Raw genomic sequence first — 15231 nt, forward strand, 5'->3', positions numbered from 1 at the left:
ATAATAGCACATAAAAAAGCCAATGGCAAAACCATTGGATTAATTTTTTATTGTTTTTAACTGGGCGTTAAATTGTATCACCTTATCTTTTTCTTCTGATACCTCATCTCTTACAGCAATTTTAATAACCTCTTTTATATCCTTTACAGGAATTACTTCAACGCCTGCTATATGTTTGAAAATTCCCTGAAAATTTTCATGGGGTATTATAACCTTTCTAATTCCTGCCGCTCTTGCAGCACTAATCTTTGTGGTAACACCTCCTACCGGTTTTACTTCACCTCTTATGGATATTTCTCCTGTCATGGCAACATAATTATCCACTGGCTTACCGGTTACAGCTGAATATACGGCCGTCGTAATAGCAATTCCAGCTGAAGGACCATCAATGGGTATGCCTCCAGGAAAATTTATATGGACATCGTAATCTGCCAGGTCTATCAAAAATATATTTTTTAATACTGTCATAACATTGTCAATAGAATTAGAAGCCATACTTCTTCGCCTAATTTTTCTGTTTTCATTACCCATCTCCTCTTCCTCTGCAATACCCGTTACCCTTATCCCGCCACTGCCTTTTGCAACAGCCTTTGCTGCAACCTCAATTTCCACAAGAGTTCCTAATCCAGGGCCGTAAACTGCCAGACCATTCACACAGCCCACCTCTGGCTTATCTTTGACAGCAAAATCAGGCCTTGGGCTGTAGTGCCCATTATTTATAACCCATTCTATATCCTCCAGCGTAATAACTGACCTTCCTTCTATTATAGCAAGCCCACCAGCCAGCTGTATCATATTTACGGCATCGCGCCCGTTGGCAGCATAACGGGATATTAGCTCAGCACAACCCTTTTGTAGTTCAAAATTACCTTTTCGCGCAGCATTTTGAGCAATAAGTGCCACTTCATCCCTGGTAAGCTCTCTAAAATATATCTCCACACAACGCGATCTCAGTGCTGGTGGCAATTCTTCGCTGGACCTTGTTGTAGCACCAACCAATCTAAAATCTGCAGGTAAGCCATTCTGAAATATATCATGTATATGCCTAGGTATGTTCTTATCTTCTGAATTATAATAAGCACTCTCTAAAAAAACTTTCCTGTCCTCTAATACTTTTAAAAGTTTATTCATTTGTACAGGATGAAGTTCGCCTATTTCATCAATAAACAGTATACCACCATGGGCTTTGGTCACAGCACCAGGCTTTGGTTGGGGTATACCTGCAATCCCTAGCGGTCCTGCTCCCTGGTATATTGGATCGTGTACCGATCCCATCAATGGATCTGCAATCCCCCTCTCATCAAATCTCAATGTAGTTGCATCCATTTCTACAAACTTAGCATCCGACTTAAAGGGTGAAAAAGGATTGGCTTTAGCCTCTTCTAGCACCAATCTAGCCGCAGCGGTTTTACCTACACCAGGTGGACCGTATATCAAAACATGCTGTGGATTTGGACCGCATAGAGCGGCTTTTAGAGCTTTTATACCTTCTTCCTGACCAATTATCTCTTCCAGCGATTGGGGCCTGGTCTTTTCTGATAAGGGTTCTGTTAAATGTATATGTCTGAGTTTGTTCAACTTTTCCATTTCTTTTTTTGATTCGCGGTCAATTATTATTCTGTTGTATTGAGAGTTCTTCGTGAGGTTATACAGGTATATTGCCAATATAATAGCAAAAACCAGTTCAATCACTAAAACGGCATTGTTAATAAAAATCACCTCCTCATGCATATTATGTGCATTAAGAGGTGTTAATACTCAAACAAATTTACGATACGCTCTCTGTTTTTTTGCGACTTTTTTTAGTGGTTTTTTGCTCATTTATCACCAGAGTTGGGCTGAGATGCTTCTCCACGGTTTCTTTAGTTACAATGCATTTTTCAACGTCATCTCTACCAGGAATCTCATACATTACATCAAGCATAATATCTTCCATAATAGCCCTTAATCCCCTGGCGCCAGTTTTTAAACTGATAGCTTTATCCGCGATAGCCTCAAGGGCCTCCCTTTCAAACTCCAATTTGACATTATCCATCTCAAACATCTTTTGATATTGCTTTACGAGAGCGTTTCTAGGTTCCACCAAAATTCTTATAAGTGCATCGCGATCGAGGGAATCCAGCGTTACGACTATTGGCAATCTCCCGATAAACTCAGGTATAAGGCCGAACTTCAACAGGTCTTCAGGCATAACCTTTGAAAGGATCTCTCCGATTTTTTTATTTTCTTTGCTGATTATTTCTGCTTCAAAGCCCATAGATTTTCTTGCTGTCCTATTTTCAATAATCTTTTCAAGGCCATCAAATGCCCCACCGCATATAAACAATATATTGGTAGTATCTATCTGTATAAATTCTTGATGAGGATGTTTTCTGCCCCCCTGCGGCGGTACATTAGCTATAGTGCCCTCCAGTATTTTAAGTAATGCCTGTTGAACTCCTTCTCCAGATACATCCCTGGTTATAGATGGATTCTCGGATTTGCGGGCAATTTTGTCGATCTCATCTATATATACGATACCCTTTTCAGCTTTTTCTACATCGTAATCTGCAGCCTGTATAAGCTTTAAGAGGATATTCTCCACATCTTCACCCACATAGCCCGCTTCGGTCAACGACGTGGCATCAGCTATGGCAAAAGGTACATTAAGTATTTTAGCCAGCGTCTGAGCCAGCAAAGTCTTTCCTGAGCCAGTAGGTCCTAGCATAAGTATATTACTCTTTTGTAATTCCACGTCATCGGCCTTAACTTTCGAATTGATCCTCTTATAATGATTGTATACAGCTACTGAAAGCGCAATTTTGGCTTTCTCCTGACCCACCACATATTCATCGAGAACAGCCTTTATTTCCTTAGGCTTTGGAAGATCATTAAATTCAAAATTATTTTCATCCTCGAACTCTTCGTCAATTATTTCCTGACACAGCTCAATACATTCATCGCAGATATATACACCTGGCCCCGCCACCAAACGCCTTACCTGATCCTGAGTTTTTCCGCAAAATGAGCACTTCAATTGTTTTGAATTGTCGTATTTCGCCATTTTTTCACCTCTTTTTAAAAGGACTATTTCCTTTTATATATGACGTCATCTATCACACCATAACTCTTTGCTTCCTCTGCGCTCATCCAGAAATCCCGTTCTGTATCTCTCTGGATTTTCTCGAGAGGTTGCCCTGTTCTCTCTGCTAATATTTTGTTTATCTTGTCTTTTAATTTCAATATATGCTCTGCTTGAATCTTGATGTCTGTAGCCTGGCCCTGTGCGCCACCCATCGGCTGATGTATCATGATCTCGCTGTTAGGTAACGCTAACCTTTTTCCTTTTGCACCAGCTGCTAGCAAAAACGCTCCCATAGATGCAGCCATACCTACACATATAGTGGATACATCAGGCTTTATATACTGCATGGTATCGTATATAGCCATTCCCGCAGATATGGATCCGCCAGGACTGTTTATATAAAGCATAATATCTTTATCAGGATCTTCAGACTCTAGAAACAAAAGCTGCGCGACTACAAGGCTCGCAGATACGTCATTAATTTCATCGCCTAAAAAGACAATTCGCTCCTTAAGTAGCCTTGAATATATATCGTAAGACCTTTCTCCCCTATTAGTTTGTTCGATAACTATAGGAACCAGATTCATCATTTTTCCTCCTCGCTATTGTTTTCGCCTTTATCTACTATTTTACTATTATTAACTAAAAAATCAATTGTCTTTTCAACCAAAATATGCCCTTTTAAGTGCTCTATATATTCATCATCATAACTTTCTTTTATCTTTTCTACCTCTATATTGTTTATTTTAGCCATCTCTTCCAACTCTTTATCCACATCTTCCTGGGTAACCTCAATATTCTCCATCTTTGCCACTTTTTCAATCACCAGAGATGTTTTAACCCTATTAGTAGCTTCTTCTTTAAGGCTATTTCTAAACTGATCCATAGATATTCCCAGGTATTGCAAATAATTTTCTAAATTGGTACCCTGATATCTCAAGCTAAGATCATAATCTGCCAACATGTCGTCAATCTGATGCTCTACCATAACATCGGGAATATCTACAGTGGCATTGTCGACTACCTTTTTTATTACAGCATTGGTAAGTTCATTTTTAGCCCTGTACTCAGCTTGTTTCTCTAACTTTGCTTTTATATCATTTTTCAACTCTTCTAATGTCTCAAACTCACTGACTTCTTTGGCAAACTCATCGTCGAGCTCTGGCAGTTCCTTTACTTTTATTTCATTAATCTTTACTTTAAACAAAGCATCTTTTCCTGCCAAATTTTCAACGCGATAATCATCGGGAAACTTGACTTTAACCTCCAGCTCATCTCCTATATTAGCCCCTAATAGCTGATCTTCAAATCCCGGTATAAAGGTATTTGAACCTACTTCAAGGATGTAGTTCTCTGCAGAACCGCCTTCAAAAGATTTGTCTTCAATATAACCATTAAAATTGATATTTACTATATCGCCTTTTTGAACAGGCCTATCTTCCACTGTTACCAGCCTTGCATTTTTATTGCGCATATTTTCGAGTTCTTTTTGAACATCCTCGTCTGTAACATTATACTCTATTTTTTCTACTTCTATTCCCTTGTACTGACCTAATTGCACTTCAGGCTTTAAAGTAACTTCTGCCTTAATTATAAGGTCTTTGCCTTTTCCAATTTGCTCTATATCTATTTTAGGAAGATCTACAGGTACCAATTGGTTTTCTTTTATTGCGCTTTCATATTTATTCCGAAAAATTTCATCAATAGCATCTTCGTAAAATACACTTTCTCCATAAAATCTCTCAATTATACTCCTTGGCGCTTTGCCCTTTCTAAATCCCGGAATATTAAATTTCCCCACATTCTTTACATAAGAAGCCTGAACCGCTTTGTCGAATTCCTCATAAGGTACTTCTAACTTTATTGTAGCTACATTGTTTTCTATTTTTTCCAAACGTACACTCATCAAATATCCTCCCACGCATTATTTTTATTTTGCTCTATTATTTTACATTGAACTCCCACAACTAAAGTCGTAGGATTCCTGTTTCATTGACCTCGTAACCTACTATCTCCACAGGCGTAACTTCGGATAGCTCCTACCCTACGTCAAATTATAACATATAAAAAACATTAAATACAAGTGCATAGAATATTTATAATAAAAAGCATAAAATATTAAATAAGAGATATTGCCGTCGCAATATCTCTTTCACGGTGCGGGAGAAGGGACTTGAACCCCCATGCCTTGCGGCACCAGATCCTAAGTCTGGCGCGTCTGCCAGTTCCGCCACTCCCGCAAACACTACATATATATTACCACAATACAAAGTAAAAAACAAGAGCATAAAATTATTTTTGCACTATTATTTTGCAATAGTACAGTTATTGCATCTATTTTTTATATCATGCAAATGGATTCTCATCTTTGTATAACATTGATGCCGGCTGATTAAACGACACATCTTCGATGCCAAGCATCTTCATGGCTGCAAAGAGCACCTTACCAGCATGTTTAAATGCCACACCTGTATGATGAGGATACCTCTTTGCAATGAGCACGTGCCTATAAAATCTCGCCATTTCCTTAACTGCAAATACGCCTATACTACCAAATGACCTCGGATCTACATCGATTACTTCACCTTCTGCTACATAGCTTCTTAACATACAATCAGCTGTACCTTGAAGCCTGAATAGTGTAATATCACCCGGTCTTATGGTACCTTCTAACGTCCCTCTTGTAATATCTGGCTCTTTATCTGGTTCTAAAAGCCTGTGCATAATAAGCTGATACTTCATAGCTGCGTTTTTCACATGGCATTTTGGCGTATTACCGCAGTGAAACCCCATAAAAAGGTCAGTGAGCTTATACCCTTCAAACTTATCCTTGTTATTATAATACATATCTGCTGGAACGGTGTTATTGATGTCAAGCAGTGTTGCCGGCATATTTGTAGCGCATGTTATTATGTACTCGCTTAAGCTACCATATATATCGGTTTCACATGACACTGGAATCCCTCTTGCAGCAAGCCGCGAATTAACATAACACGGCACAAAGCCAAACTGTGTCTGAAAAGCAGGCCAGCACTTATTAGCAAAAATTACATACTCTGACGCGCCTATATTATTTTCTATCCAGTCCAGTAAAGTAATTTCATATTGCGCCAATTTTGGAAGAATGCCAGGATAGTTATTGCCATCACCAAGTTCTTCCTCCATCTCTTTGACCACATCATGAATTCTTGGATCTCTCTCATGTTTATTGAAAGATTCAAACAAATCAAGTTCCGAGTTCTCCATAATTTCTATGCCAAGATCATACAATGGCTTTATTGGAGCATTACACGCCAAAAAATCTTGAGGCCTGGGACCAAAGCTAAAAATCTTCAACTTTGAAAGACCAAGTATCACCCTTGCAATATCCTTAAAATCAGAGATCATATCGGCAATTTCATCTGCTGTCCCCACTGGAAACTCTGGAATATACGGCCTTAGATTCCTCAACCCCATATTATATGAGGCGTTGAGCATGCCACAATATGCATCTCCACGGCCTTCTATAAGGTTATTTTCGGTTTCCTCTGCTGCTGCAACATACATACTCGGACCGTTGAACTTTTGTGCCAGCATGGTTTCTGGCCCTTCCGGTCCAAAATTTCCAAGGTATACAACTAATGCGTTCACACCAGCTTCTTTAAGTTCTTCCAAAGCTTTTAATACGTCTTTTTCATTCTCTACTGTCGTCCTAATTTCACAGATCTCAATACCTTTTTTTCTACAAGCAGCCACAACAGCTTCCCTTCTCTTCGAACTTAATTCTATAGGAAAGCAATCCCTGCTAACCGCTACTATGCCAAGTTTGACCTGCGGAATATTTACCATTTATAAAAACCCCCTTATAATAACATCGTTCACACTATGCTTACTATCATTATATTACTTATATTATACCTCATCTAAATTAACCATGCCATCCACTTTTTATCAATAATTTTAAATATGTTTTCCCATCTCTGTACTTGATTTTCGTGAACAATTACAGGTTTAAATCCAAGTTTTAAATACGTCTTAATGGCGGGTATACGAAAGTCATCTGTCTCCAGTACAGCTGAGATTTTGCCTTCACTCGCCATTCGATGCAAAGCCGCAAGACTAACCTGTAAACCTAACCCCTTACCGGTATGAGTCGATAACACACCTACCATGTGAAGATAGCCAACATCATTTCCAAATTTAGGCCGATGCCACGCAGATGCAGTAGCTACGGGGATATCATCAAAACAAATAAACAATACTCTTTCTGGTTTAAAGCTTTCATCATCTGCCATCATTTTTTTGAAGTTACTTTCCATCTTAAACGAATCGTTTATTATATTTTCCCAAGCTGCTTCGTCACCAGCACGAAAATGCCTCAAACTATAACCTGTAGGAAGTTTAATTTGTGGTAGATCAGCAAGAGTTTTCCTTTCCATTACCAATTGTGGCGATTTGCCATATAAGTCCATGTTCTCCATTGATGTGCCCCTCCATATACAATATGTAATCGGTTACATCATAGCTTTATAACTTTATCTCTGTTAGATAGGTTCTTTGTAAAGCGAGGCATCTCAATAACCTTCCCGTTATTCATAGCTGACAACTCTGACAGAAGGCCTACCGCTGTCCATTCGCATGCCTCGTAAACATCAATAGCCGGCTTTACACCTTTCAATACAGCATCAACAAAATCCTGGACAATAAAGAAATCTCCTTCCCAATGTCCTGCTTTTTTCTGCTCTTCTGTGACATTCTTATATCTCTCTGGTAAATAATCATAAAAATCCTTTAACGGTCGCCATTTTGCTTCATCTGTATTTTTATCCATTCCTTTTAACCAGATCTTATGGTCATCTCCCATCCCTCTCGGCGCCTCATAACAGCCATTCGTACCCTGTAGTGAATAATATGCCATATTGTGCGGACGTTCAGATATACAATCTAAGCGCAGCTTTATAAGCTTGCCACTTTCAAGCTGACATAATGTAATACTTGTATCCTCTTGGCGAAACTCTTTCGACGTATGCCAGCCGGTACCCAAACACATAACATACTTTACATGATCTCCCTCAAACCATTTCATGACAGGTCCAAGGCTGTGCGTAGGATAAAAATTGCCTCTTTTTCCCAGTTGCCAAAATTTTCTCCATGAAGTTTTGCCATTAGGATACACTGCAAGGTTCTTTATATTGTGGAGGTATTCACCTTCTCCAAAATACACCTCACCAAATAAGCCTTTATCCACCATATTCTTAATAAGTTGATTTTCAGGAATATAACAATAATTTTCAGCCATCATGTAAACCTTCTTATATTTTTCGACCCACTCTATGAGCCACCACAACTCATCTATTGTTACCCCTGCGGTTACTTCACTCAATACATGTTTGCCAGCCTCAAGGGCCGCAATAGCTTGTGGCACATGGCACTGCATCGGCGTTGCTATTACAACAGCGTCAATATCTGTCTCCAGCATATCTTCAAACACCCTGTACGTCTTAGGTATATGAAATTCCTTTGATGCTCGCACCAGCACATCTTCATTTATATCGCATAATGCCACAATCTCTACATCCGGAATCGATTTAAAGCCTATAATAGTGCTTAATCCTCTTGCACCAGCAATACCTATTTTTAATGTCATTTTTTAACACCTCCTCTTAATCTCATTATAATAGTCGCTTACTACAAAAGCAAGCAAATCCAATTTTTTAAAAGGCATAAGAAAAAAAACATAAACCGTTTGGCTTATGTTTTATACAAACTTAATAATACATTCAACAGTTTTACGCATCTTTCATTATTTCCGTTTTATTAGGACTGTTACGTCCTTCCAGTATAGGCGGACGCCCCTCTAAAGCAGCCAACGATATTTCTATATCCTCCTCTGCTTCTTCAGGCGTCAAACAACCGACTGTTACCATATCACATGGCCGTATTGTATGCCATGAGAACGTCAGGCCTACAAATGGACTTACACGGCCTGCAGCCATGGGCTTAATGGTCATTACAGGCTTTTTTGCATTCCATATTATTTTGTGTATATACTCAACTTCAACCTGCATTAAAAATCCTATACAATTATAAATCTGTATATACGTTTCCACGTCATATTCATTAAGATCAGAATAGACAATAAGTTCAGGCATATGGCAGGATAATCCAGGCACCATCCCGTGGTCACGTATCATTTTTAAGTAATCTGGCAACCTTTCTATTGTCTTTTTGTTTTTGTTAACAAGTTGTTCCACAGAGGAATGATGAGGAAGGCAAAAAGTAGCACCTATCTTCTTACTGAGAGCAATAACTTCTTCAGCTTCTTTGCGTGCTCTGGCGTTGTCATCCACATTGATTATAGGCGTATCGACGATTATCATTTTTTTACCCGTTCGGTCTTCCGCAGCTTTAACAGCATCAATTAATTGATCATTGCCTACAAAGGGTCCCATAATTGTGTCAACACCTGAGTTCAAAAATACCTCAAGTATGCTGGTAATAGCCTCTGCTGTTCCATTTCGACGTTTTATAAGGGTATCGGCAGCAGGACTGGTATGGCTATAACCAAGAATCCAATTAGTCCCTATTATCATCCTGGACACCGATACACCGCCTACATTAGTGCGCGGAAACATTTTCTCCATATTAAATATCCCCCCAAAATAATTCGATATATATCAATATAATTTTAACATAAATACTCTCTTTTGGAAAAGGTCATTTACGAGAAAATACATCGAACTCCTTTGCTTTAACACGTAATATTAGTAAAAACGCCAACCATGACATAAATAAAGTCAGTACAAATATCAAGACAAATAACATTACAGGATTCAATGTGTATATAAATCCCCCTACCGTCCCAGCCGGTATACTAGTAACAGTAATAAATATAGTGGAATAGGAAATGACATTGGCCCTTTTATCGTCTTCTATAGAATTGGCCCAACATGTATCTATGTAAGGTCCCATTATAGCAGCACCTATTGCTCCCAGCAAGACACTAGCAATTAAGACTGCAAAACCTCTGGGCGGCGTAAATATAAACACCAAATTTGACCCGGAAATCAACATAAGGCCGTATAAAAGTGCTTTTCTGTCATCTTCACTTGCTAATTTAGGCAATACGGTATACAATGCTACTAAGGTCACTATAGCACTTAAACCAGGAAATAGTGAAACCATTTTATCACTTATTTTTAGATACGACGTCAAATATAAATTGTAATAGGTAGACTTTAGTATGTATTGAAAATTGTTGAGTACCATGATAATTAATAATATGAAATTTTCCTTGTGGCTTACAATGTATTTTATGGCGTCTACTATATCTTTTACGGGGTCGTGATCTTTGCTACTTACCCTTTTCATCATTTCTAAACCTACAGATGTTTCAGTAAGGTAAAAATGCCTTATTATTATAGCTATAAGTATAGCAATAAAACCTATTACCAGTATAATTCGGGTGGCGGTTATAACTCCGTATTTGGAAACCAGCAATCCGCCTACAGGTACAACCATTCCTCCTATAACAAAAACTACATTCTGAAATGTAAATATCCTTATCCGCTCGTCAGGCGCTGAATCATCTACTAATATACACCTCCAGGCTACCTCAGCTACCCTGACAAAAGAATTTAATATCGTCGCAATTAAAAACGTTATAAAGCTCTTGGACAGAGCCCAAACAATAAAGGCCACACACCATGATATGATATCAAAAACAAAAATAGTAAGTTTTCTGCCAAATTTATTGGTAATAACCCCTGCATAAAAAGAATTTAAAAGCTGAGCTAAAAGCCCTATTGAAGTTATATATCCTATCTCCTCGGCGCTTAATCCTAGTCGATTCATGTAGATTGACTGATACGTCATAAACATTGTTATGGGTATGGTAAAAAGCGGATCTACAGCTATACTGATTCTTGCGTTGCGGTTAATCGACATAAAGCTTCTGTAAATATTTCTCAATTAGCTCACCTCATCAGATACGTTTGATATATAACTGGTGAAAATTAATAGAGCATCCTTAGAGATAGGGTTTCTATTTATTACATATATTTTTTGAGCAAAGCTATGGTCTTTTTTATTCCTTCAATAGAATTTCCTTGACCTTCGTATTCTACCGACATATAACCCCTGTAATTATGTTTTTTTACTATCTCAATACACTTAGAAAAATCATATTTAATCTGTTCACCCTGTTCATCAAACTCAAAAGTTTTCACATGCACCGAGTGAATATCAAGATCAAATATTTTATCTAATCCCTGATACCTTATTTCTGCCGGAAAATTATCAAAATCAGCGATTATCTTGAAATTAGGCCTGTTTACCCTCTCGAAAATTTCTATCATATTATCTGGATCAGAAGCAACACCATCGAAGTTTTCCATTAAAACATTTAATCCTTTTTCTCCGGCATAATCACATAGCTCTTTGAACGAATCTACTGTTATATTTAAATCTAACATACCCTCAGGTTGGAAACCTGCATGAGGACGTGCTGCCCTACTTCCCAGATATGCCGCCCAATCTATCCACTCTTTTATCTTTTCTATATCCTCTCTTCGCTTTCCCTTATCCAGCTGCGAGATATTCCCTACATCGATACACATGTTTAAAACGGCTACACCATATTTATTTAATGCTTCTTTTATATTATCCATGTTTTCTCTTGTATTCACATTTTCTGGATTAGTGTTAGCATAGGTCATCCAATGCACCATTTCTACCATATCGATATCAAAAATCTCTTTTGCCACTTTAATCACATCAATCATGGTCATACCGTTTTCTCTAAATGGCTTGTAAAAGCAGGAACTCACCATACTTAATTTCATAAAGTTTCTTTCTCCTCCATTTGATTTTTTAGATGTTTACAGAACCTCAAAATTATGATAAATTAAGAGGTTCTGTAAACACTTATTTCTTCTACCGATGGCGCAATAAAATTCCGCCTATTTCCCTATTTAACGCTTAGTTTAAATGTCTTAATTTCGTACGGTTTAATTTCGAAGCTGAAGGTATTGCCGTCAAAATCCAGCTCTTTTACCTCATTCTCCATAAGATCGCACTCAGCTACCCTTTCCAGCTGTTTAAAGAATGTAAACTTAACTTTTGTTCTCGTATTATAGCACTCATACATTCTAACAATAATATCGTCGCTGTCTTCTGCTTTCTTTACTACCTCTACCACTACATTGCTCTTATCTACATTGAGCAGAGAAAGTTGTGCAGGCAGTGTGCCCTCATGAGGTGCTTCTACCTTTGCGTACATAGGACAATTCAGGTTATAAGCCATGGATACCACGTCAGCAGCCTTCCAATCTCCACTGTGAGGATACAGTGAATAAGTAAATTCATGTACTTCTCTATCCGCGTCAACATTGGGTTGAGTTGCAGACTTTAGAAGCGTAAGCCTCATCACTGAATCCTTAATGTCGTGACCGTATTTGCAGTCATTTAACAAACTGACTCCATAGCCACCCTCTGATAAATCTACCCACTTGTGAGCAGGAACCTCAAAACGTGCATAATCCCAACTGGTATTCCAGTGCGTTGGCCTTTCTACATTGCCGTACTGTATTTCGTACGTGGCCTTGTCAGCATGTATATCTACCGGGAACGCCGCTTTAAGCAAAATCTGCTTTTCTTTCCAATCTATCCTGGTTGCAAAATCTATTCTGGGTATGTCGTTATAAATATACATGATTTGTTCTATAGTAGAATCCAGGAATTTTCTTTTTATCTTGAGTGCTGCTCTAACCGGCCCGTTTTCCACTACTTCAATACTCTCTACGTCATTGATCTCCCACATTTTTTCTTGATAGTATATATTTATATCCCATGCATCATAATTATGAGGTTTATCTTCAAAGGCTTGAAGCACATTTGCTTTCTGGTTTTCTTTGAGTACCTGTCTTTCGTTTATTTTATCGTATATTGATGTTATATTACCGTTTTCGTCTAATCGAATATTAAAGAATCTGTTCTCAAATCCCGCCTTCCCTACATTAAGCTCGCTATGGCCTTCATTGACGATATCGCTTCTTTTCACCACATATGTCTTATAACCCTTGGAAGGAACATTTTCTGCGAAGAATATCACTTTATTGCCTTCTACTACTTGAGATGGCAGAAGCTTGTCCCCGTCATAAACCATAGCCCCTGTCCAACCTTGTGGTAGTTCAAACTTTACTATATCCGATCTCTCAAAGCTCAACTGATTAAACACTACTAAAGAAGTTTCACTTATGTTGATGTTTGAAGATATATTTTCCAGAGCTGTATTTACTATATCCCTACCTATGGCATTGATCTTTTCATACTGCTTTCTGGAGTCTTCATAGACTTCTTTGATGGAAGATCCAGGAATTATATCGTGGAATTGATTGAGCAGAGTAATCTCCCAACATTCATTAATCTTATCCTGCGGATATTTACCTCCAACTAAAACCTTATTCATGGTGGAGAACAATTCTGCTTCGAGATTTAAAAACTCAGTCTTTCTGTTATACTTTTTGTTTCGCGCAATGGATGTATAAGTTCCTCTGTGATACTCAAGATACAGTTCTCCTACCCATTTGGGGAGTTTTTTATTTCCCCTGGTCCTTTTGTCCAACTCCTTGAAGAAGTCCAAAGCTTTACCCATCTTAACTTTTGGACATCCCGGTATGCCTTTTGCCAATCTTCTGGCATTCTCCAGCATCTCTTTTGTGGGGCCACCGCCACCATCTCCGTAACCAAAACAGTTCAAGACCTGATTATTTATATCTTTTTGCTGATACCTCTGCCAGCAACCCATCACCTGAGATGGATTTATAAACCCATTATATGTAGTAAACCAGCTTTTTTCTTCACCCTTTGTATAGTCTCTCGTAGATATAAAATGGGTCAAGACTTCAGTGCCATCTATTCCTCTCCACATAAATGTATCATACGGTAATTTATTGTATTCATTCCAGCTTATCTTAGTCGTCATAAAGTAATCTATACCGCTTTTCTTGAGTATCTGCGGAAGGGCTGCGCTGTACCCAAATACATCTGGAAGCCATAATATCTTACTTTCAACCCCAAATTCATTTTTGAAGAAACGGGTACCAAACAAAATCTGCCTTACCAGTGATTCTCCTGAAGTAAGGTTACAATCAGCTTCCAGCCACATTGCACCCTCAGGTTCCCATCTGCCTTCTTTAACCATCTTTTTTATTTCTTCATACAGTTCTGGGTGATCTTCTTTAATAAATTTATATAACTGCGGTTGGCTGGACATGAAGATATATTCAGGATACTGCTTCATGAGATTTATCACCGTAGCAAAACTCCTCGCCGCTTTTTCCCTGGTCTGAGCCAGTGTCCACAACCACGCCACATCTATATGGGTATGTCCCACGCATATCTCTATAACTTCGTCATTGCCACAGTATTTTTTATAAAATTCTTCTTCAAGATAATCGTTCGCATCTTTTATAGAAGCATAAAAACTCTCACTAAAAGGTTTTCTTAAGTCGATTTTATTTACCGCATCGGTCATATATTTGAGGATGTTGATACTCCTCAAATCCTCTTTATCAAGCAGCTTAGCAATATCCAGAGGTACTTTAATGTTATAATACAATTTTTCTATTTCCTTTTCCAGAACTGCTATGTTGCAATTCAATTCAACTAAACCTTCACTCATACCAGCATAGGCATATAAGTCTATGTTATATACCTCACCAGCTTTAGCACGTTCACACAGCAATACTTCTCTGTGGTTGACATCCAATCCCTGGACCATCTTTCCATTTACATAGATCAAAAATTGAGGATTTAGAGCATCCCACTCGCCTTCTCTTCCCGTAGAGAGATTAAAAACAACTGTTTTGCCCTCAAATTTCTCTGGTATCACAACCTGGGTTTTAAACCAAAAGTGTTTATCTCTGCCACCCCATCTGTCACCTGTCCGGAATGTTTCCCAATCTGATCCATCGCTGTTTAATAATTCATAATCTCCGTACCCACAAGGCTTTACCTTATATGACTCTATAGGGAGTCTCTCTGAATAAATGTAGTGTTTTAATTCTCTCAAAATTCTATCTATTCTTTCAATGGTAAAATACATCTAATCACTCCTCACCTAAAATATAAATATATTCATTTTTTTATTATACAATAATGTAGAATCATAAAAATTCAAATATTGG

Annotated in this window: 11 protein-coding genes and 1 tRNA gene; all 12 read right to left on the minus strand. The window is 38.1% G+C overall.

Annotated features, from left to right (window positions below; genetic code table 11):
- Window positions 1-39 precede the first annotated feature (39 nt).
- The 12 genes from lonB to BUB87_RS00740 all read right to left on the minus strand — a co-directional run bounded on the left by lonB (window position 40) and on the right by BUB87_RS00740 (window position 15149).
- Window positions 40-1719, minus strand: coding sequence for an ATP-dependent protease LonB (gene lonB, locus BUB87_RS00685; RefSeq protein WP_234945910.1), 1680 nt, complete (start codon window positions 1717-1719; stop codon window positions 40-42).
- Between the two features lie 49 nt (window positions 1720-1768).
- Complete coding sequence (clpX, locus tag BUB87_RS00690; RefSeq protein WP_073341163.1) at window positions 1769-3043, minus strand: ATP-dependent protease ATP-binding subunit ClpX; 1275 nt, start codon at window positions 3041-3043, stop codon at window positions 1769-1771.
- A gap of 23 nt (window positions 3044-3066) precedes the next feature.
- Window positions 3067-3651, minus strand: a complete 585-nt coding sequence (clpP, locus tag BUB87_RS00695; protein WP_073341164.1) for an ATP-dependent Clp endopeptidase proteolytic subunit ClpP — start codon at window positions 3649-3651, stop codon at window positions 3067-3069.
- Window positions 3651-4970, minus strand: coding sequence for a trigger factor (gene tig / locus BUB87_RS00700; protein ID WP_073341165.1), 1320 nt, complete (start codon window positions 4968-4970; stop codon window positions 3651-3653). Before tig ends, clpP begins: the two co-directional genes overlap by 1 nt.
- Window positions 4971-5222: 252 nt before the next feature.
- Window positions 5223-5304, minus strand: a tRNA-Leu gene (locus BUB87_RS00705).
- Window positions 5305-5410: 106 nt separating this feature from the next.
- Complete coding sequence (locus tag BUB87_RS00710) at window positions 5411-6892, minus strand: L-fucose/L-arabinose isomerase family protein (RefSeq protein ID WP_073341166.1); 1482 nt, start codon at window positions 6890-6892, stop codon at window positions 5411-5413.
- Between the two features lie 74 nt (window positions 6893-6966).
- Window positions 6967-7524 carry a GNAT family N-acetyltransferase gene (locus tag BUB87_RS00715; protein ID WP_073341167.1) on the minus strand — a complete coding sequence of 186 codons (558 nt, stop codon included), beginning with the start codon at window positions 7522-7524 and terminating at the stop codon, window positions 6967-6969.
- Between the two features lie 38 nt (window positions 7525-7562).
- On the minus strand, window positions 7563-8690 hold the full coding sequence (locus BUB87_RS00720; RefSeq protein WP_073341168.1) for a Gfo/Idh/MocA family protein: 1128 nt from the start codon (window positions 8688-8690) through the stop codon (window positions 7563-7565).
- A gap of 142 nt (window positions 8691-8832) precedes the next feature.
- Window positions 8833-9687 carry a hypothetical protein gene (locus tag BUB87_RS00725; protein WP_073341169.1) on the minus strand — a complete coding sequence of 285 codons (855 nt, stop codon included), beginning with the start codon at window positions 9685-9687 and terminating at the stop codon, window positions 8833-8835.
- A gap of 73 nt (window positions 9688-9760) precedes the next feature.
- The gene (locus tag BUB87_RS00730) at window positions 9761-11014 is read right to left on the minus strand and encodes an MFS transporter (protein WP_073341170.1); all 1254 of its coding nucleotides are present in this window, start codon (window positions 11012-11014) and stop codon (window positions 9761-9763) included.
- Between the two features lie 80 nt (window positions 11015-11094).
- A complete protein-coding gene (locus BUB87_RS00735; RefSeq protein WP_073341171.1) occupies window positions 11095-11886 on the minus strand; it encodes a sugar phosphate isomerase/epimerase family protein in 792 nt (263 codons plus the stop codon).
- Between the two features lie 125 nt (window positions 11887-12011).
- Window positions 12012-15149 carry an alpha-mannosidase gene (locus BUB87_RS00740; RefSeq protein WP_073341172.1) on the minus strand — a complete coding sequence of 1046 codons (3138 nt, stop codon included), beginning with the start codon at window positions 15147-15149 and terminating at the stop codon, window positions 12012-12014.
- Window positions 15150-15231 lie beyond the last annotated feature (82 nt).

Source organism: Caldanaerobius fijiensis DSM 17918 (genome assembly GCF_900129075.1).
Lineage (GTDB): Bacteria > Bacillota > Thermoanaerobacteria > Thermoanaerobacterales > Caldanaerobiaceae > Caldanaerobius > Caldanaerobius fijiensis.